Raw genomic sequence first — 17,155 nt, 5'->3', positions numbered from 1 at the left:
ACGGTCAGGGCAGCGGCTGCGGGGCGCAGTCGGTCAGCGCGACGCTGAACGTGGTGGGCGTGTCCGGCGTCTCGATCATGGCGCCGTCCTCGTCGCCCTCGATCTCGATCGTGTAGACGTCGCCGGGGGACAGGTACGTGGGCCGCCACGTGTCCGTGCCGCGCTTCCACTCGATCACCAGCACGTCGCCCTCGAGGACCTGGATCCGGCAGCCGTCGGCCCACGACCCCATGTAGGGGTGGATGACTTCGCCGTCGAGGTCGCGCACGGTGCGGGAGTTCGAGCCCTCTCGCGCGTTGGTGGGGTACGCGGCCCACTCCGGCCAGGCGAGCGCGCCGCCCACCCACGGCGTCCAGCCGTCGTCCGCGCACGTCGCGTAGGCGTCGCAGTGCCAGAGCGCGAGCGTCGAGTCCATCACGACGGCGTCCGCGGGGACGGTGGGCGTGGGTGTGGGAGTCGGCGTGGGGGTCGGCTCGGGGTCCGGGGTCGAGCCGTCCCCGGGGGTGTGCACGTAGGTGAACGACGAGTCGTCGTTCTGCACCGACAGCACCTGGTCGGACGGCAGGCCGGTCACCGTGTGCTGCTCGCCGGCGGACAGGCGCGCGATGCTGCGGTGCGGTCCCGTGGGCGTGCCCGCGTACAGCGTCGCGGAGCCCGTGACGACGGCGACGGTGTCGCCGTTGGCCGCGGCGGCAGGCAGGTAGACGGCCTCCGACGTCGTGTACCCGTGGCGGGTCGTGATCGCGCCGGACGACTCGGGCCAGGCGATCGCGTGGCCCGACGTCGTCTCTCCCCACGGGCAGGGCTCGCCGGTGCAGCGCCACGTGACCGGCAGGGATGCCGCGTCCTGGCCGGGCGTGGGTGTCGGGGTCGGCGTCGGCGTGGGCGTCGGCGTGGGTGTCGGGGTGGGCGTCGGCTCCGGGGTGGTGGCGTCCCCGGGGACGTGGAGGTAGCGGAACGGACCGTCGTCGTTCTGGACGGACAGCACCTCGCCCGCCGGAAGGTCGGCGACCGTGAGCTCGTCGCCCGCCGAGAGCTGGCCGATGCTCCGGTGGGGTCCGGAGGGCGTGCCCGCGTAGAGCCGGGCCGACCCGGAGACGACCGTGATGGTGTCGCCGTTCGCCGCCTCGGCGGGCAGGTAGACGGGCTCGGACGTCACATAGCCGTGCCGTGCGGTGATCGCGCCGGAGCCCGCGGGCCACGCGACGGCGTGACCGGTCGTCGACGCACCCCAGGGGCACGGGTCACCGGTGCAGGTCCAGGTGACGGGACGTGACGCGGCGCCCTCGCTCGGCTGGGGGGTCGGCTCGGTGGACGGCTCGGGCGTGGGCGTGGGCGTCGGTTCGGGGTCGGGCGGGGCCTCGCCCCCGGGCGTGAACGCGTAGGCGAAGGTCGCGCCGTCGTTCTGGAGGGACACGACCTCGCCGTCGGCGAGGTCGCCGACCGTGAACGCGTCGCCGGCCGACAGCGCGGCGAGGTGGCGGTGCGGGCCGTCGAGCTGGCCGGCCCACACGCCCGCCGAACCCTCGACGACGGTGATCGTGGCGTCCTCGGCCGCGTCGTCGGGCAGGTAGATGGCGTCCGACGTCGTGTAGCCGTACCGCTCCGACAGCGCGCCCGAGCCCTCGGGCCACACGGCCGCGTTCCCGGTGGTCGTCTGCCCCCAGGGGCACGGCTCGCCGGTGCAGGTCCAGGTCACCGCCCGGGACTCCGTGCGCGCGGGCGCGTCTCCGTCCTCGGCCGCGGCCGGGGAGATCGAGCCGGCGGCGAGGACGAGGGCGGGGGCCAGGAGCCGTGCCGCGCGGCGGCGTCGCGTGGTCATACGGTGACGCTATGCCGCGTCCCGCGCCCGCAGGGCGGCGACCTGGGTGAACTTGCCGTCGGCCCGGGGTGAAAGCGCTCCGGGGAACGCGGCGGAGGCCGCCGAGGCGGCAGCCCCGACGAGCAGCAGCGACCCCAGGACGTCGACGGGGCGGTGGGCGAAGGCGACCACGTTGACCACGCAGGCGACCAGCACGGCGGCGACCGCCACCTCGCGCACGACGACGTGCCCGGCCCTGGCACGGCCGGGCCAGAGGACGACGAGCGCGATGGCGAGTGCCGCCGTCGCCGCGACGTGCGTGCTCGGGAACGTGTTGTACGGGTAACCGAGCGCCACCTCGTGCACGGGGCGCGGCAGGACGGCGCCGCGCAGCACGAGGGCGAGGACCGCCGCGGCGGCGAGCGCCAGGCAAGCTGCCAGGGCCCGCCATCGCCGGTCGCGGACCGCGCGGACGGCGAGCGCCGCGACGACGACGCCGAGCCCCAGCACCAGGACCTCACGGGCGACGGCCGCGACGGGGTGCAGCATCGCGCCCGCGCCGGTCAGGACGCTGAACGCCACCGCGTCGACCCACTGTCCCCACGGCGCGACGACGCCGGCGCCGTACAGCAGCACGAAGCCTGCGGCCAGCGCCGCGGCCCGCGCGGCGTGGTCGCGGCGTCCCCGCTCCCGGCGTGGCATGCCATCGATGGTTCTCGCTCGCGTGCGGCCCGGTCGAGGGCACGGGCGGATGAAGTTCGAGCGGGCGGGCAGGCGCGCCGGGCGCACTTTCACCCCGGTACGGGCCCTGTTCACCCGGTGCAGACGGTCTCCACGCCCCTCCTGCTGATTAGCGTGGTGGCGTCCCAGAAGGGGAGTGCCGCCGGGGGACGGCGCTGACTCGGCGCACAGAAACGGTGAGCAAAATGCCTCGAGCACTGATTACCGGGATCACCGGCCAGGACGGTCTCTACCTCTCCGAGCTCTTGCTCTCGAAGGGCTACGAGGTCTGGGGTCTGATCCGCGGGCAGAACAACCCGAAGCTCGACCTCGTGCGGCGCACCGTGCCGGACGTGCGGCTCGTGACCGGCGACCTGACCGACCTGTCGTCGCTGCTGCGGGCGCTGGACGCGGCGCGGCCCGACGAGGTCTACAACCTCGGCGCGATCTCCTACGTCGCCTACTCGTGGGAGAACGCGACGCTCACCAGCGAGGTGACCGGCAAGGGCGTGCTCAACATGCTCGAGGCGGTGCGGCTGCACGCGGGCGACGACCCCGCCGCCGTGCGGTTCTACCAGGCGTCGAGCTCGGAGATGTTCGGCAAGGTGCAGGAGGTGCCGCAGCGCGAGTCGACCCTCCTGTGGCCCCGGTCGCCCTACGGCGTCGCGAAGGTGTTCGGGCACTACATGACGATCAACTACCGCGAGTCGTACGGGCTGCACGCCTCCAGCGGCATCCTGTTCAACCACGAGTCGCCGCGCCGCGGGCCCGAGTTCGTCACCCGCAAGGTGTCGCAGGCCGTGGCGCGGATCAAGCTCGGCCTGCAGGACTCGCTCACCCTGGGCAACCTCGACGCCCGCCGCGACTGGGGGTTCGCCGGCGACTACGTCGACGCGATGTGGCGGATGCTCCAGCAGCCGCAGGCGGACGACTACGTGGTCGCGACCGGCCGGACCCACTCCATCCGCGACCTGCTCGACGCGGCCTTCGGGTGCGTGGGCGTCGAGGACTGGTCGGGCTACGTCACGCAGGACCCGCGCTTCATGCGGCCGGCGGAGGTCGACCTCCTCATCGGGGACCCGTCCAAGGCCCGTGACGTGCTGGGCTGGGAGCCGCGCGTCGACTTCGAGCGGCTGGTCGCGATGATGGTCGAGAACGACCTGGACGAGCAGGCGGAGCTGGCCGGGATGCGCCCGTGACGGTCGCCCTCGTCACCGGTGTCGCGGGCCAGGACGGGTCGTACCTCGCCGAGCGGCTCGCCGCCGAGGGGGCCGAGGTGCACGGGCTGGTCCGCGCCGGCGAGCGCACCGTCGGGCTGCCGGCCGGGGTCCGTCTCCACCAGGGCGACCTGCGCGACGCCGAGGGGCTCGCGGAGCTCGTGCGCCGCACGGGTCCGGACGAGATCTACAACCTGGGCGGGATCAGCTCGGTCGCGTACTCGTGGCGGCACCCCGTCGAGACGGGCGCCGTGTCGGGGCTCGGCGCGGTGGCCCTCTACGACGCGGCGTGGCGCCTCCAGGAGGACACGGGGCGGCCCGTCCGGGTGCTCCAGGCCTCGAGCGCGGAGATCTTCGGCACGCCCGACCGCGCGCCGCAGGACGAGGGCACGACGGTGCGGCCGTCGTCGCCCTACGGCGCCGCCAAGGCGTACGCCCACCAGATGGCCGCGGTGTTCCGGCTCCAAGGGCTCGGCGTCTCCACGTGCGTGCTCTACAACCACGAGTCGCCGCGCCGTCCGGAGACGTTCGTGACCCGCAAGATCACCGCCGCCGCGGCCCGGATCGCACATCGCGGCTCCGGCACCCTGGCGCTCGGCAACCTCGACGCGCGACGCGACTGGGGCTGGGCGCCCGACTACGTCGACGCGATGGTGCGGTCGGTCCGGCACCCGGTCGCGGACGACTTCGTCGTGGCGTCCGGGACGACTCGTTCCGTGGCCGACTTCGTGGCCGCCGCGTTCGCCGCGGCCGGCGTCGACGACTGGGAGCCCCACGTCACGGTCGACCCGCGGTTCGTGCGCCCTGCCGACCCGACGGAGCAGGTGGGGGACGCCCACCGGGCCCGGACGGTGCTGGGATGGGGCGGCACGCTCGCGTTCGAGGAGATCGTCGACCGCATGGTGCGGCACGACCTCGCCCTGCTCACGGCCTGACCGCGCTCACTCCTCGACGAGCAGGCCGCGGTCGCGGAGCGCGTCCACGAAGGCCTCGGCGTCGCGCCGCGCGACGTCGGCGGGGATGTCGTACTCGGCGGCGAGCGCGTCCGCGAGGTCGCCGGTGGTGCGGTCCTCCTGCAGCAGCTTCGCCGTGAAGGCGCCGGAGCCGTTGGTCGTGAGGTACGTGGACGACGCGAGGTCGAGGATGACCAGCTCGCCGTCGATCTCCTGCCAGGTGACGCCGTCCTCGCGCAGCCTCATCGCCGTGCCTCTCGTCGCGGTTCTCCCGTCGTGCCGCCCCGAGGATAGGCCGATCCAGGGCCCGGGGTGGGGGCGGGACGGAGGTTTCACCCGGCGTCGGGTGAAAGGCGTCCGGGTGCGGGGTGACTTCGGCCCGAAGTCCTTGACCGGTCGTTGCTCGCGGCGCGACGTTGGGCGCGTCCTGCACGAACGAGGAGAGGGGAGTGCTCCGATGTACGAAGCACCGCGCATCACCGAGGTGGGCTCGGTCAAGGACGTCACGCTCGAGCAGCAGTTCGCCTTCGACTACGACGGCGACCTGTTCCACAAGGGCAAGGCGTCCTGAACCCACTCAGGGACAGGGTGCCGGTCGTTCCGACGTCGGAACGGCCGGCACCTCCGGTGTCCTCCGAGTCCTCCCCGCAGCGTCCCCCCGAGCAGCCTGGAACGACGATGACGTCCTTCTACCGCCCGACGGCCTTCGAGGTCGCCGCGTGCTGGCTGCCCGGGCTGGTGCCCGACCCCGTGCCGACGACGCCCCGCGAGGTCGGGAGACCGCTGGAGGCGATCAAGTCGTCCGTGCGGCGCGCCTCCGGCGGGCGCCCGGTGGCCGTCACCTTCTCGGGCGGTCGGGACTCGTCCGCCGTGCTCGCCGTCGCGACTGCCGTCGCCCGCGAGGACGGGAACCCCGACCCGGTGCCCGTGACGTTCCGCTACCCCGGGGTCGCGGAGGCGGACGAGTCCGCGTGGCAGGAGTCGGTCGTGCGGCACCTCGGGCTCTCCACGTGGCGGCGGATCGACGTCGGAGGCGAGAACGACCTGCTGGGCGACGCGGCGCGGGAGAGCCTGGTGCGCCGGGGGCTGCTCTTCCCCGCCACCATGCACGTGAAGGACGCGATGCTGCGCGAGCTGCGAGGGCATGTGGTGCTGACGGGGGAGGGCGGCGACGAGGTGCTCGGCGACCGCCGCTCCCGGGCTCTGCAGAGGGTCGCGCGCGGCCGGGGGAGGGCGGGGACCCCCCGCCGGGCCGCCCTGGACTCGCTGCTGCCCGCGCGGCGGTGGCGCGAGCGCACCGCCGCGGCGCGCAGCACGGCGGCGCTCACCTGGCTCGGGCGCGAGACGACGGCTCGGCTCGCCGACGAGATCGCGCGCGACGCCGCGGCCGAGCCGCTGTCGTACGCACGCGGCCTGCGCTGGCTGCGCCGGAGGCGCGCGAGCCGGGTCTTCCTGGACACGTTCGGTCAGGTGGCCGCCGACCACGACGTCGTGCTCGCCCACCCGCTGCTGGACGACGACTTCCTCGGGGCGCTCGGCGCGGCTCACCCGTGGGGCTTCCCCGACCGCACCGCGGGCATGCGCGCCGTCTTCGGCACGCTGCTGCCGGACGCCGTGTGCGCCCGGTCCGACAAGGCGTCGTTCAACCGCGCGTACCTGGGCAGCGCGACGCGCGACTTCGCCCGCCGGTGGGGCGGGGACGGCGTCGACGCCGCGCTGGTCGACGTCGACGGGCTCCGCGCCGCGTGGCTGTCCGGCTTCCCGCCCGGTCCGACGAGCCTGCTGCTGCAGCAGGCGTGGCTGGCGTCCGTCGGGGCGGAGCCGGTCCGGTGACCCCGTCCGGGGTGTGGCGCCGGGTGAGCGCCGTCCCGCTGGCGCTCCGGCTCCTGGGCGCCCTGCTGCTGCTCGAGCGCCGGCTGCGGCGGTGGGACGTGGCGCGCGTCGCCCGGCGGTACGACCTCACCCTGCTGGCGTCCGCCGAGCCTGCGTCCGGCGACCTCGACCCCGGCGTGCTGGACGACGCGGAACGGCGGCGGCTCCGCGTCCTGCGGCGGGTGCTGCGGCTGCCCGGCGTGAACGGCACCTGCCTGCGCTCGGCGATCCTCGCCGGCCGGCTGCTGCGCCACCGTCGTCCCGCGCTCGTGCTGGGCGTCGCCAAGGCGGGTGGCGTCGTGCGGGCGCACGCCTGGCTGCGCATCGACGACAAGGACCTCGACCTGGACCGCGGCACGGGCTTCCGGCCGCTCGCGGTCCCCACCCAGGGAGCGTGACATGGACCGCCAGCTGCTGTACGGCCTGATCGTGGAGGCGCCCTTCGACCTGCACCAGGACCGGGCGGAGGAGGGCGCGGCCCAGGCCGACGTCGTGGTCGCCGCCGGCCCGGGCACCGACCAGCGCACCGCCCCCGACGGGCGGCCGGTCCTGCACCACGAGCTGGCCGGGGACCCCTGGTACACGGCCTGGGACCTGGGCGCCGACGGCTACCTGCTCCGGTTCCACGAGGCGTGCGACTTCGAGGTGTCGGCCGACCTGCGCCACGTCGTGCTGCGGGAGGCGGACGGCGTCGACCCCGGGCTGAGCCGGGTGCTCACCACCGGCGGGATGCTCGCGTTCCAGCTGTACCTGCGCGGCGAGGCGGTGCTGCACGCGAGCGCGGTGGAGGACGACGACGGCGTGGTGGCGTTCGTCGGTTACTCGGGCATGGGCAAATCGACGATGGCGACCTTGCTGTGCGCGGAGGGGGCCGCCCTCGTCACCGACGACGTGCTGCGCCTGGACCGCGGCGACGACGGCTTCGCGGCCCGGCTGGGTGCCACGGAGGTACGGCTGCGCAAGGGTGCCGACACGCTGGCCGAGCGGTTCGCCGCGCGGGTGCCCGGGCGCCGCGTGAGCGCCGACGCCCGCCACGTGCTGCAGCTCGGCGCCGGAGCGCGCGACCGCCACCCGCTGCGCGCGATCGTCGTGCCGCAGCCCGACCGTGCCGGCGGGGAGCTCGTCGTGCGCCGACGGACCGGCACCGCGGCGCTCTTCGAGCTGTTGCACTACCCGCGGCTGCACGGCTGGCTGGACGAGCGCGTGCAGAGCGCCCACCTGCGCCACCTCGCCGACGTCGCCCGCACCGTCCCCGTGCTGGTGGCGGACGTCCCGTGGGGGCCGCCGTTCGCGCCGGGGCTGGGCGCTCAGGTCCTCCGGTCGGTGGGCGAGGCCTCGGCGCGCCCGTTGGTCGGGGCCGACGCGGCGTCCAGGTAGGACCGGGCCTGGACCGTGAACATCTCCGCGTAGGCGCCGTCGAGGGCCATCAGCTCGTCGTGCGAGCCCTGCTCGACCACCACGCCGTCGTCGAGCACGACGATGCGGTCCGCCGAGCGCACGGTGGAGAAGCGGTGCGACACGAAGAGCGCGGTCCGCCCGTCGAGCGTGGCCCGCAGCGACGAGAACAGGTCGTGCTCCGCGAGCGGGTCCATCGCGGCGGTCGGCTCGTCGAGGATGACGAGCGCCGCGTCCCGGTAGAAGGCCCGGGCGATCGCGACCCGCTGCCACTGGCCGCCGGAGAGCTCCGTGCCGCCGGGGAACATGCGCGACAGCCGCGACTCGTAGCCGTCGGGCAGGCCGGCGAGCGCGGCGTCCACGCCGGCGACCCGGGCCGCACGCCGTACCCGCTCGTGGTCGACCGGGACGTCGGGTCGGCCGAGGGCGATGTTCCACGTGGCCGTGTACGCGTAGTGGACGAAGTCCTGGAAGATCACCGCCACCTGGGGGCGCACGGCCGCGCCGCGCATCCCGGACAGCGGCCGGTCGCCCCACAGGACGGTGCCCGACGTCGGCTCGTACAGGCCGCCGAGGAGCTTGGCGAGGGTGGTCTTGCCGGAGCCGTTGGCGCCCACCAGGGCCACGACCTCGCCGGGGCGCAGCGCGAGGTCCACGTCGCGCAGCGCCGGTCGCCGCGAGCCCGGGTAGGTGAAGGAGACACCACGGGCGAAGACGCCCGGGAAGGCGGCCGGCGGCTCCTCGCTCCCGGTGGCCGCGCGCGCCGCGGCCCGCCCGTCGGTGAGGAACGCGTGCACGTCGTCGAGGAACAGCCCCGACTCGAAGATCTGCTGGACGCCGCCGAAGATGCCCTGGATCTGCCCCTGGAGCATCCGGACCGCGACCACGGCGGCCCCCGCCTCGGAGAACGTCACCTCGCCGCGCGTGATGAGCCAGGCCAGCACCAGCAGCACGCCCGCGAGCACGACGGCCGCGGCGAGGTTGCCCGCGCCGTTCGTCAGCGCCCGGCGCCGCACGTGGCGGGCGAGGTCGGCCAGGTACGTGCCGTACAGCTCGCGGTAGCGCGCCTGCAGCCACGGGGCCGACTGGAAGGCGCGGATCTCCTTGGCCTCGTCCCGGCTGCTCTGCACGTAGTTGGTGTAGATGCGCTCGCGCTCGTTGGTCGTCTGCGCCACCTTGAACGCGAACTCCAGCCTGCCCTCGCGTCGGCCCGTGACCAGCAGGGGCAGGCCGCCGAGCGCGAGCAGCGGGAGCAGCACGGGGTGCAGCGCGACCAGCGCGGCGCCCACGCCGACCGTGGCGATCGACGACCCGAGGAGGTCGAACATCCCCTGGGTGACCTGGAAGGGCCTCGAGAGCGCGTTGACGCGGACCCGCTGCAGACGGTCGTAGAAGGCAGGTGACTCGAAGTGCTCGAGCGGGACGCTCGTCGCGACCTCCTGCACGTCCTCGGCCATCAGTCGCGCCACGTGCTCGCCGAGCACCCGGCGTGCCGAGGCCTGGAGCCCGCCGGCGACCGAGGCGAGACCGGTCAGGGCGGCCAGGGCGAGGACCGGTCCGGTGACCGCCGCGACGCCGCTCGTGCCGTCGGCGAGCGCGAGCAGCACCTCGAGGAGTGCGGAGACGACGAGCACCTGGCCTGCCAGCGCTCCCGCGACGAGGACCTGGAGGACCAGCATCGCGACGAACAGGGGCCGGCTCGCGCGCCAGGACACCTGCAAGGAGCCGCCGAGCAGGCGCAGCAGGCGGCGTCCCCTGCGCTCGTCGCTCTCCGGCGTCCCGCCCACCGCGCTGTCTGCCACCGACCGCTCCGTCCTCCGCCGGGGCCTGGCCCGGCCTCACACACGCTAGCCGCGCCGGGGCGGCAGGAGGACGGTCCGGGCGAGAATTCGCCCGCTGCCGACGCCCCACCGTCGCCGAGCGCTCCCTATCCTGCCGGGATGGGGGCACGACCGACGGTGCGCCGCCCGCTGGCGCAGATCCTGCTCGACTCCGTCGCGCCCTCCGATCGTCCGCCGCCACGCGCCACGCCCGTCCCCCTCGACGGCATACGGCTCGAGCTCCTGGCCGACGCCGCCCAGGACCACCGGATCCTGCCCGCGGTGGCGAAGCACGTCGCGGGCCGCCCGGACTGCCCCGAGCCGTGGCGTGCGCCGCTGCGGCGCGCTCGCGACGAGCAGGTGGTGCGCCATCTGGGGGCGCTCGCCGAGCTGGCCGTCCTGGGTGCGGCGCTCGACCGCGCCGGGGTGCCGTGGGTGGTGGCCAAGGGGCCGGCGGCGGCCGCGCTCTGGCCCTCGCCGGACATGCGGGAGTACTACGACCTCGACCTGTACGTGCCGCGGGCAGGCTTCCGGGCGGCGGTCGAGGCGCTGGACGCGGCAGGCTGCACGGGGGTCGACCGCAACTGGCCCCTCATGGCGCGCGAGCGGCGCGCTGAGTACGCGATGCGCGGGCCTCTCGGCGTGCACCTCGACCTGCACTGGGACTTCGCCGTGCCGCACGGGCTGCGTCGCAGCTTCCGCACCGACCCCGAGGCGATGATCGCCCGGCGCCGCACGGTGGCGCTGGGCGGCGGACGGGACGTCCCGACGTTCGACCCGGTCGACTCGGTCCTGGTGCTGGCGTTCCACGCGGCTCAGGCGGGTGCGGGGCGGCTCCTGTGGCTCGTCGACATCGCCGGCGCCGTCGCGGCGTGCGACGGCGCGCGGCAGGAGGTCGGCCCGCGTGCCCGGGCCATGCGGATCGATGCGCCGGTGGCGCTCGTCGTCGACCGCGCCGCGCGGGTGCTCGGTGGCCCGGGCGGTGGGTCGATGGGTGGCACGGGGCTGCGGGCACCGAGCGCGCTGCGGGGCGCCGCCGCCGCGCTCGACCGCCGCCGCGGCGTCCCCGACCTGCCCGGCGACCCGCACCGCGGCGGCCGGCTCTACGCCGCCGCCCGGCCGGGGGCATGGAGGACGGCGACGGCCCTGGTGGGGCACGCCGTCGCGCAACGCCGGATCGAGCGTGCGCTCCGGCGGGGGCTGCCCGACGCCGGGGAGAAGGCGCTGCGCCTCGACGTCCCGGACGCGCGGGCCCGGGAGGACTACCTCCGGTTCGTCGACTCGGGGGACGGCTGACCGTCTCGCGAGCCCGGCCGGCTCGCCAGCACCGCCCACGGCGCGACGACCCCGACCAGCAGCAGGGCTCCCACGACGTCGCTGGGCCGGTGCGCCTGGGTCGCGACGTTGGCCCACGCGGCCAGGAGCACGGAGGTCGCGAGCGTCGCCGTCACCCACCCGCCCGGGCGGCGACCGAGCAGGAGGACCACGGCGACGCACGAGGCCGCGAGCGTCGCCGTGTGGGCGCTCGGGAAGGTGTTGTGGAGGTAGCCGTGGGCACCCAGGAAGGGCCGGGGCAGGACGACGTCCCGCAGGACGGTCGCCAGGCCGAGGACGAGGAGCGGGAGACCGCCCACGACGAGGGCGCGCCCGCCCGCTCGCCGCCGCACCGCCACGACGAGGACCGCGACGAGGACGCCCGCCGCGACGACCGGCAGGAGCGCGCGCACCAGACGCGCTGCGCCGGCGACGATCGGCTCGGGCGCGGTCAGGAGCGCGAGACCCGCGACGTCCGCGCGCTGTCCCGGCTCGGTCAGCACCGCCAGCGCGAAGAGCGCGGCGAGCAGGCCGGCCGACGTGGCGGACACGGCGAGCGCGACCGGGCCGCGGCGTCGCCGGTCGGTCACCCGGCCCGCCGTCCCGGGCGCGTCACCCGATGGCCGCCATGGTGCGGTCCAGCTCCGCCTCGACGTGCCGCGCGATCTCCAGCGACGCGGTGGCGGCGGGCGAGGGCGCGTTGATCACGTGCACCTGCCGGGGCGCGGTGCGCACGAGGAAGTCGTCCACCAGCCGCCCGTCGCGGTGCAGCGCCTGCGCGCGGACGCCGGCGGGGGCGGGGTGCAGGTCGTCGGCGGTGGTGCCGGGCAGCAACCGCGCGACGGAGGCGGCGAACAGCGTGCGCGACACGGAGCGGGCCACCTCGGCTGCGCCGGGCACGAGGTTGCGCCCGGCGAGCCGCCAGAGGCCGGGCCAGGAGGCGGCGTCGACGACGTCGCGCCAGGCGACGTCGCGCCGCCGGTAGCCCTCGCGGGCGAGGGCGAGGACGGCGTTGGGCCCGGCGTGCACGTCGCCGTGCACGCCCCGCGTGAGGTGCACGCCCAGGAACGGGAACCGCGGGTCGGGCACGGGGTAGACCAGGCCGCGCACGCGGTCGGCGGCGCGCGGGGCGAGGTCGAAGTACTCGCCGCGGAACGGCACGATGCGGGCCCCGGGGTCGACGCCGCAGGCCTGCGCCAGCCGGTCGGCGTGCAGGCCGCCGCATACGACGAGGGCGTCGGCGACGAGCTCGAACCCGGCGTGCTCGCCGACCTCCTCGACGTCGACCCGCACCTGCGTGCCCACCGTGCGGGCGCCGCGCAGCGCGCGGCCGAGCAGGACGGCGCCGCCGGCCTCGGCGACCTGCCGTGCGAGGACGGCGCACACGGCGCGGTAGTCGACGACGCCCGTCGTCTCCACCCGCAGCGCCCCGACGCACGCGATCTCGGGCTCGTGCTCGCGCGCCTCGACGGGGTCCAGCTCGCGCACGGGCACCCCGTTGGCGGTGCCGCGCTCGGCGAGGGCGCGCAGCCGGTCGCGCTCGCCGGCGTCGGTCGCCACGACGAGCTTCCCGGTCACGGCGACGGGTACGTCGTGCTCGGCGGCGAACTGCGTCATGGACGCGGCCCCCGCGGTGCCGAGCCGCGCCTTGAGGCTGCCCGGCGCGTAGTACAGGCCGGAGTGGATGACGCCCGAGTTGCGGCCCGTCTGGTGGCACGAGAGCTCGTGCTCCTTCTCGAGGACGGTCACGTCGTCGCCGCGGCGGGCGAGCCGTGCGGCCGTCGCGAGCCCGATGATCCCGCCCCCGACGACGACGACCCGCATGCTGCCTCCTCCGGACGGTGGTGGCGGGCCTGGTCCCTGGCCGGGCCCGCCGCTCTCAGGATGGCAGTCCCGGTGCGCTGCGGGGAGGGGTCCCCAGGGTGAACGGTGAGGTGAACCCGCCTGCGCCCGCGTCCTCCGGCATAGTGGGAGGAGCGGGGGCGGCCGGCCCGGCCGTCGCGCCTCGCCGACGAGGAGGAACCCATGACTCACGACGACGGCACGCAGCCGGGCCCCGACGAGCCGCGGCCGGGCGAACCCGGTGCGGACGCGCGGCCCGACGGGGTGGGACCGCCCGCGCCCCCGGACCCGTACCGGCAGCCCGCGGAGCCCCCGCCGTCGGGAGCCACCCCGTCGCCGGGGGCCGCCCCGCCCCCCGACCCGAACCAGCCCGGGGTGCAGCAGCCGCCGCCGGGGTATCCGCAGCAGCAGCCCCCGGGATATCCGCAGCAGCCGTACCAGCAGCAGCCCCCGGCCCAGCCGTACGCGCAGCCCTCCCCGCAGCAGCCGTACGCGCAGCCGTATGCCCAGCCGTATGCCCAGCCGTATGCCCAGCCGTACGCGCCGTCGGCGGGGACGGACGGGTGGTCGATCGCGGCGCTGGTCACGGGCATCCTCGGCCTGGCGGTGGTGCCGATCGTGCTGGGGATCATCGGCCTGTCGCGGATCAACCGCACGGGTCAGCAGGGCAAGGGCCTGGCGATCGCCGGCATCGTGCTCGGCGCGGTCGGCGTCGTCGTGTGGGTCCTGGTGCTCGTCTTCGCGGTCGCGCTGGTCTCCCAGCTCGACCCGAGCGACTTCGAGTCGTTCGACGTGTCGATGGCGCTGCCCCTCCTGGTCGCGCGGTAGGAAGTTTCGTTCAGCCGTTGCCCTTAATGTCGTCGGCGCCCTACGGTGTGCCCGACGGCGCGCGGACGCGCCGTCGGCCCCGGGCGCCGGCCGAGCCGTCGCCAGGGCCCACCGATCGCGAGGGAGCGACGATGAGGCAGCGGGTGAGACGGGCGGTCGCCGGTACGGCGGCCGCGGCGGTGATGGCGAGCGGCGCGGTGGTGACCGGCGTCGTGGGCGCGAGCATGGCGGCGGGGGACGACTCCGTCGTTCTCGAAAACGATTTCGACACGTCCTACGACCCGTGGGGCCCGCGGGGCGCGGTCACGCTCGAGATCTCGGACGACGCGCGGACGGGCGCCGGGGCGCTGTCCGTCACCGGGCGGACGGCCGAGTGGAACGGCCCGGCCACCGCCGTCGGCGGCCTGTTCGCCGCCGGCGGCGACTACGACGTCGAGGCCTGGGTGAAGCTCCCGGCGGGGACGGCGGGCAGCGCGGCGGTGCACTTCACGGTCCAGGAGACCTCGGCCGGCGGGGACGCCTACACCTGGGTGGGCGGCGCCGTCGACGCGACCGCCGACGGCTGGGTGCGCGTCGGCGGCACCTACACGATGCCGGCCGACCTCACCGCGGCCCAGCTCTACGTCGAGGCGGCGCCGGTCGGCGGCGCGCACCCGTCGTTCCTCGTGGACGACCTCGTCGTCACGGGCGGCGAGCGCACGTCCCCGCCGGTGCAGGACCTCACCGGCGTCAAGGAGACGGTGGACTTCCCCGTCGGGGTGGCGATCGACCAGCGCGAGACCACGGGCGACGCCTCCGAGCTGCTGCTGCGCCACTTCGACCAGATCACGGCCGAGAACCACATGAAGCCCGAGGCCTGGTACGCCGACGACCGCACGTTCCGCCCCGACCCGCAGGCTGTGGCGCTGATGGACTACGCCGCCGAGCACGACCTGCGCGTGTACGGGCACGTGCTCGTGTGGCACTCGCAGACGCCGGAGTGGTTCTTCCAGGCCGAGGACGGCACGCCGCTGACGACGTCCGACGCCGACCGGGCGGTGCTGCGCGAGCGGCTGCGCACCCACGTCTTCTCGGTGGCCGGCTGGCTCGCGGAGCGGTACGGGCAGTTCGGCGGCGACAACCCGCTCACGGCCTTCGACGTCGTCAACGAGGTGGTGAACGACGGCGCGACGAGCGACCCGGACGACGGCCTGCGACGCAGCGAGTGGTACCGGATCCTCGGCGAGGACTTCATCGACCTCGCGTTCGGGTACGCCGACGAGGCGTTCAACCACACCTACGCGGCCGAGGGCGCCGACCGGCCGGTGGCGCTGTTCATCAACGACTACAACACCGAGCAGTCGGGCAAGCAGGACCGCTACCTGGCGCTCGTCGAGCGGCTCCTCGCCCGCGGCGTGCCGGTGGACGGCGTGGGCCACCAGTTCCACGTCTCGCTGTCGATGCCGGTGGGCCAGCTCGAGGCGGCCGTCGAGCGGTTCGCCGACCTGCCCGTCACGCAGGCGGTCACCGAGCTCGACGTCACGACCGGCACCCCCGAGACCCAGGCGAACCTCGTCGAGCAGGGGTACTGGTACCGAGACGCCTTCCGCATGTTCCGCGAGCACGCGCAGGACCTGTACTCCGTCACCGTCTGGGGCCTCACCGACGACCGGTCGTGGCGCGCGGACAGCGGCGCCCCGCTGCTCTTCGACCGCGACCGGCAGGCCAAGCCGGCCTACGTCGGCGCCGTCGACGGCGACGTCCCGCCGCGCCTCAAGGCGGCCCGCGTCTTCGCCGGCGACGTGCCGCTCGACGCCGACGCCGCGTCGTCGGCCGTGTGGGACCGCCTCCCGCGGCACACCGTCACGGCGGACGGCAGCGGCGAGGTCGTGGCCGACTTCCAGCTCCGCTGGGCGCCCGACCACCTCACCGCGCAGGTGCGGGTGACGGACGGGACGGTGGGCACCGGAGGCGACGACGCCGTGACCTTCGACGTCGACGGCGCGACGACCACCGTCGGGCGGGACGGCACGGTGACCGGGCCGGACGACGCGGCGGCCGTGGTCGAGGCGGTCGACGGCGGATACGTCGTCGTCGCGCACCTGCCGCTGGCGGGCGCAGCCCAGGGCGACACCGCGGGCCTCGACGTCCAGGTCGCCGACGGTGCGACGACGTCGGGCTGGAACACCCCGGGCTCGCTCGGCACCCTCACCCTCCTGGAGGAGCTGAGCTACCTCGAGGTGGCCGAGGCGGCGACGCCGCCGCAGGTCGACGGCACGGTGGACGAGGCGTGGGCCGACGCGTCCGCGGTGACCACCGACCGGCAGATCGAGGGCGAGGGCGGCGCCACGGCGACCGTGCGCACGCTCTGGTCCGGCGACACGCTGTACGTGCTCGCGGAGGTCGCCGACCCGACCGTGGACGTCAGCGGCTCCGACCCGTGGGTGCAGGACTCGGTCGAGATCTTCCTCGACGCCGGCAACGCCAAGAACGGCTCCTACCGGGACGTCGACACGCAGATCCGCATCAGCGCCGAGAACGTCACGTCGTTCGGCACCGGCGACGAGGCCGCGCAGGCCGCCCGCCTGACGTCGGCCACCGCGACGGTGGACGGCGGATACGTCGTCGAGGCGGCGGTCGACCTGCTCGGCACCGGGGGCGCGGGCACCTTCCACGGGCTCGACTTCCAGGTCAACGACGGCACGGCCGGCGCGCGCACCGCGGTGCGCGACTGGGCCGACCCCACCGGCACGGGCTACCAGTCCACCGCCCGGTGGGGCGTCGGGAGGCTCGTGGCGGCGGTGCAGCCCGAGCCCGAGGGGCTGGTGAACGTCGTGGCCCCGGCCGTCGTCCCCGACGACCGGAAGGGCACCGCGCCCGGCGCCGTCCTCGTGGCCGACCCGGGGGAGTGGACCGCGCCCGGCGGCGAGCGGGTGCGGTACACGTACCGGTGGCTGCGCGACGGCGAGCCCGTGCGCCGGCCCCTCGGCGCCCTGACCGACCTCGCGCGCCTGCTCGACCTCACCGGTCAGGTGCTGCGCGGGACGGCCGAGCCGGAGGTGCTCCTCTCCGTCGCGGGCTCCACCTACCGCGTCGGCGGGGCGGACGTCGGGCACGAGGTGAGCGTCGAGGTGACGGCGCACGCCCGCGGGCTGGACGACGTCACGGCGGTCTCGGCGCCGGTCACCGCCGTGCGGAGGTAGTCCCGCGCGCCGGCCGGCGGCCCCGCCCGCGCAGGTGGGGCCGCCGGCTGCCGGTCGTGTGGGGGTCCGGCGAAGACGCCGGTCGGGACCCCCGCACGGCCGCCGCGGGTGGGTAGCATCGCGGACCGGACGCAGGGCCCGGACCGTCCACGACGCCGAGGCCGACCGTGACGTCGACCATGACGTCGACCATGACGCCGACCACGACCCA

15 protein-coding genes are annotated in these 17,155 nt (G+C 75.6%); 9 read left to right on the top strand and 6 right to left on the bottom strand.

Annotated elements, in window-relative coordinates:
- Nucleotides 1-4: 4 nt before the first annotated feature.
- Nucleotides 5-1,822, bottom strand: a complete 1,818-nt coding sequence (locus ACFVS0_RS04210; protein WP_430587250.1) for a hypothetical protein — start codon at nt 1,820-1,822, stop codon at nt 5-7.
- Nucleotides 1,823-1,831: 9 nt separating this feature from the next.
- Nucleotides 1,832-2,503, bottom strand: a complete 672-nt coding sequence (locus tag ACFVS0_RS04205) for a hypothetical protein (RefSeq protein ID WP_430587249.1) — start codon at nt 2,501-2,503, stop codon at nt 1,832-1,834.
- Nucleotides 2,504-2,727: 224 nt separating this feature from the next.
- On the opposite strand from ACFVS0_RS04205, the gene ACFVS0_RS04200 reads away from it, so the two are divergent.
- Nucleotides 2,728-3,720, top strand: coding sequence for a GDP-mannose 4,6-dehydratase (locus tag ACFVS0_RS04200; protein ID WP_430548806.1), 993 nt, complete (start codon nt 2,728-2,730; stop codon nt 3,718-3,720).
- Nucleotides 3,717-4,673 carry a GDP-mannose 4,6-dehydratase gene (locus ACFVS0_RS04195; protein ID WP_430548807.1) on the top strand — a complete coding sequence of 319 codons (957 nt, stop codon included), beginning with the start codon at nt 3,717-3,719 and terminating at the stop codon, nt 4,671-4,673. The genes ACFVS0_RS04200 and ACFVS0_RS04195 overlap by 4 nt, the downstream gene beginning before the upstream one ends.
- A 6-nt stretch (nt 4,674-4,679) precedes the next feature.
- On the opposite strand, the gene ACFVS0_RS04190 is transcribed toward ACFVS0_RS04195, so the two are convergent.
- The gene (locus tag ACFVS0_RS04190; protein WP_430587248.1) at nt 4,680-4,937 is read right to left on the bottom strand and encodes a PqqD family protein; all 258 of its coding nucleotides are present in this window, start codon (nt 4,935-4,937) and stop codon (nt 4,680-4,682) included.
- A 211-nt stretch (nt 4,938-5,148) separates the two neighbouring features.
- Between ACFVS0_RS04190 and ACFVS0_RS04185 the strand changes: the two genes are divergently transcribed.
- The 4 genes from ACFVS0_RS04185 (at nt 5,149) to ACFVS0_RS04170 (ending at nt 7,940) form a co-directional block, all read left to right on the top strand.
- Nucleotides 5,149-5,262 carry a lasso RiPP family leader peptide-containing protein gene (locus tag ACFVS0_RS04185; protein WP_176168750.1) on the top strand — a complete coding sequence of 38 codons (114 nt, stop codon included), beginning with the start codon at nt 5,149-5,151 and terminating at the stop codon, nt 5,260-5,262.
- A gap of 107 nt (nt 5,263-5,369) precedes the next feature.
- Nucleotides 5,370-6,524 (top strand): asparagine synthase-related protein, encoded by a 1,155-nt coding sequence (locus tag ACFVS0_RS04180; protein ID WP_430587247.1) that lies wholly within the window; start codon nt 5,370-5,372, stop codon nt 6,522-6,524.
- Nucleotides 6,521-6,961: a lasso peptide biosynthesis B2 protein gene (locus tag ACFVS0_RS04175; RefSeq protein ID WP_430584621.1), complete on the top strand. Its 441-nt coding sequence runs from the start codon at nt 6,521-6,523 to the stop codon at nt 6,959-6,961. Before ACFVS0_RS04180 ends, ACFVS0_RS04175 begins: the two co-directional genes overlap by 4 nt.
- A 1-nt stretch (nt 6,962) precedes the next feature.
- On the top strand, nt 6,963-7,940 hold the full coding sequence (locus ACFVS0_RS04170) for a hypothetical protein (RefSeq protein ID WP_430587246.1): 978 nt from the start codon (nt 6,963-6,965) through the stop codon (nt 7,938-7,940).
- Here ACFVS0_RS04170 and ACFVS0_RS04165 read toward each other — a convergent pair.
- On the bottom strand, nt 7,871-9,760 hold the full coding sequence (locus ACFVS0_RS04165) for an ABC transporter ATP-binding protein (protein WP_430587245.1): 1,890 nt from the start codon (nt 9,758-9,760) through the stop codon (nt 7,871-7,873). The genes ACFVS0_RS04170 and ACFVS0_RS04165 overlap by 70 nt on opposite strands.
- A gap of 138 nt (nt 9,761-9,898) precedes the next feature.
- Here ACFVS0_RS04165 and ACFVS0_RS04160 point away from each other — a divergent pair, with 138 nt between their 5' ends.
- On the top strand, nt 9,899-11,074 hold the full coding sequence (locus tag ACFVS0_RS04160; RefSeq protein WP_430587244.1) for a nucleotidyltransferase family protein: 1,176 nt from the start codon (nt 9,899-9,901) through the stop codon (nt 11,072-11,074).
- On the opposite strand, the gene ACFVS0_RS04155 is transcribed toward ACFVS0_RS04160, so the two are convergent.
- Nucleotides 11,041-11,682, bottom strand: coding sequence for a phosphatase PAP2 family protein (locus ACFVS0_RS04155; RefSeq protein WP_430587243.1), 642 nt, complete (start codon nt 11,680-11,682; stop codon nt 11,041-11,043). The two genes, ACFVS0_RS04160 and ACFVS0_RS04155, sit on opposite strands and share 34 nt — an antisense overlap.
- Before the next feature lie 22 nt (nt 11,683-11,704).
- Nucleotides 11,705-12,916, bottom strand: a complete 1,212-nt coding sequence (lhgO, locus tag ACFVS0_RS04150) for an L-2-hydroxyglutarate oxidase (protein WP_430587242.1) — start codon at nt 12,914-12,916, stop codon at nt 11,705-11,707.
- Between the two features lie 201 nt (nt 12,917-13,117).
- On the opposite strand from lhgO, the gene ACFVS0_RS04145 reads away from it, so the two are divergent.
- Nucleotides 13,118-13,762 carry a DUF4190 domain-containing protein gene (locus ACFVS0_RS04145; RefSeq protein ID WP_430587241.1) on the top strand — a complete coding sequence of 215 codons (645 nt, stop codon included), beginning with the start codon at nt 13,118-13,120 and terminating at the stop codon, nt 13,760-13,762.
- Nucleotides 13,763-13,893: 131 nt separating this feature from the next.
- The gene (locus ACFVS0_RS04140) at nt 13,894-16,944 is read left to right on the top strand and encodes an endo-1,4-beta-xylanase (protein ID WP_430587240.1); all 3,051 of its coding nucleotides are present in this window, start codon (nt 13,894-13,896) and stop codon (nt 16,942-16,944) included.
- Nucleotides 16,945-17,155 lie beyond the last annotated feature (211 nt).

It is taken from the genome of Isoptericola sp. NPDC058082 (assembly GCF_042885055.1).
Taxonomy (GTDB): Bacteria; Actinomycetota; Actinomycetes; order Actinomycetales; family Cellulomonadaceae; genus Isoptericola.
The sequence above is the reverse complement of the archived record's forward strand: the minus strand, read 5'-3'. Positions and strand labels throughout refer to the sequence as shown.

What these genes read in the sequence shown, in the direction of transcription:
- ACFVS0_RS04200 (WP_430548806.1), top strand. Translation starts at nt 2,728, where the DNA reads ATGCCTCGAGCACTGATTACCGGGATCACCGGCCAGGACGGTCTCTAC.
- ACFVS0_RS04160 (WP_430587244.1), top strand. Translation starts at nt 9,899, where the DNA reads ATGGGGGCACGACCGACGGTGCGCCGCCCGCTGGCGCAGATCCTGCTC.
- ACFVS0_RS04210 (WP_430587250.1), bottom strand. Translation starts at nt 1,822, where the DNA reads ATGACCACGCGACGCCGCCGCGCGGCACGGCTCCTGGCCCCCGCCCTC.
- ACFVS0_RS04170 (WP_430587246.1), top strand. Translation starts at nt 6,963, where the DNA reads ATGGACCGCCAGCTGCTGTACGGCCTGATCGTGGAGGCGCCCTTCGAC.
- ACFVS0_RS04205 (WP_430587249.1), bottom strand. Translation starts at nt 2,503, where the DNA reads ATGCCACGCCGGGAGCGGGGACGCCGCGACCACGCCGCGCGGGCCGCG.
- ACFVS0_RS04185 (WP_176168750.1), top strand. Translation starts at nt 5,149, where the DNA reads ATGTACGAAGCACCGCGCATCACCGAGGTGGGCTCGGTCAAGGACGTC.
- ACFVS0_RS04140 (WP_430587240.1), top strand. Translation starts at nt 13,894, where the DNA reads ATGAGGCAGCGGGTGAGACGGGCGGTCGCCGGTACGGCGGCCGCGGCG.
- ACFVS0_RS04190 (WP_430587248.1), bottom strand. Translation starts at nt 4,937, where the DNA reads ATGAGGCTGCGCGAGGACGGCGTCACCTGGCAGGAGATCGACGGCGAG.
- ACFVS0_RS04180 (WP_430587247.1), top strand. Translation starts at nt 5,370, where the DNA reads ATGACGTCCTTCTACCGCCCGACGGCCTTCGAGGTCGCCGCGTGCTGG.
- lhgO (WP_430587242.1), bottom strand. Translation starts at nt 12,916, where the DNA reads ATGCGGGTCGTCGTCGTCGGGGGCGGGATCATCGGGCTCGCGACGGCC.
- ACFVS0_RS04145 (WP_430587241.1), top strand. Translation starts at nt 13,118, where the DNA reads ATGACTCACGACGACGGCACGCAGCCGGGCCCCGACGAGCCGCGGCCG.